The organism is Bradyrhizobium sp. LB14.3, assembly GCF_040547985.1.
In the GTDB taxonomy this organism is placed as follows: domain Bacteria; phylum Pseudomonadota; class Alphaproteobacteria; order Rhizobiales; family Xanthobacteraceae; genus Bradyrhizobium.
Genome location: NZ_JBEPQT010000100.1, coordinates 1 through 1,017, shown reverse-complemented (window position 1 = coordinate 1,017; position 1,017 = coordinate 1). Strand labels below are relative to the sequence as shown.

Sequence of the window (1,017 nt, the reverse complement as noted above, 5' to 3'; positions counted from 1 at the left end):
CTCCTCTTCACTGGCCGCTGGATGGATGTTGCAGAGGCACATCGCTGGGGTCTGGTGAATGAGGTGCTGCCCAAGGAAAAGCTCGAGGAACGGGTCTGGGAAGTCGCGCGCCTGCTCTCTCACGGCCCGCCCTTGGTCTTTGCGGCTATCAAAGAAACGGCCCGCGTATCTGAAGCGCTCTCATTTCAGGACGCCATGAACCGGTTGGCACGCCGTCAACTTGCGAGCGCCGACGTACTCTATGGGTCGGAGGACAGCCTTGAAGGAGCCCGGGCCTTTGCGGAAAAGCGCGCCCCTGTTTGGAAGGGTAGATAGTGGGACGACGATCACCGCAACGGCTTGAAACCAGAGTACTGAGCGGACGGTCCAATAGGTTTTACCCGGCGCGTGGCCCGGCCGACGCACGGTACACAGGGTCTAAACTGCTAACGCGAGAGAAGGATCAATCGATGTGCATTTATCACCGCAAGCTCAACCGAGGCGAGGCCAAGCTATGAGCGCTTTTCGTGGCCCAGATCGGATCCGGCGAGTTGCATGCATTGGTACGGGAATCATTGGCGGAGGGTTTGTCGCGCACTTTCTGGCGCGTGGGCTCAACGTGGTCGTGTGGGATCCGGCGCCAGACGCCAAAGATCGCCTCGATGAACTCCTCAAGACGGCTTGGCCGACCCAGGAGCGCCTCGGCGCGCGTGCCGAGCATCGGGGGAGTCTGACCTGGGCGAAGACCGCGTCGGAGGCGGTGGCTGCCGCCGATTTCGTGCAAGAGAGTGCTCCCGAGCGGCTCGAACTGAAGCGGAAACTCTACGCTGAAATTGAACCCCTGGTGCCTGCTGATGCCGTCATCGCCACCTCCACGTCCGGGTTCACCATTGCCGACCTTCAGGCGGAGGGTTTGCGGTCGCCGCGCGTTATTATCGGACATCCGTTCAATCCTCCTTATCTCATTCCCCTGGTTGAGGTCGCCGGTGCAACACACACCAGCACAGAGGCGCTCGCCGCTGCGGAGGCGTTTTATCA

2 protein-coding genes are annotated in these 1,017 nt (G+C 61.1%); both read left to right on the top strand.

What is annotated here, in order from left to right; translation table 11 throughout:
* The coding region (locus ABIB00_RS39040) for an enoyl-CoA hydratase-related protein (RefSeq protein ID WP_354108015.1) at positions 1–315 on the top strand (315 nt) is incomplete at its 5' end.
* Between the two features lie 178 nt (positions 316–493).
* A partial coding sequence (locus ABIB00_RS39035) for a 3-hydroxyacyl-CoA dehydrogenase NAD-binding domain-containing protein (protein ID WP_354108014.1) occupies positions 494–1,017 on the top strand: 524 nt, incomplete at its 3' end.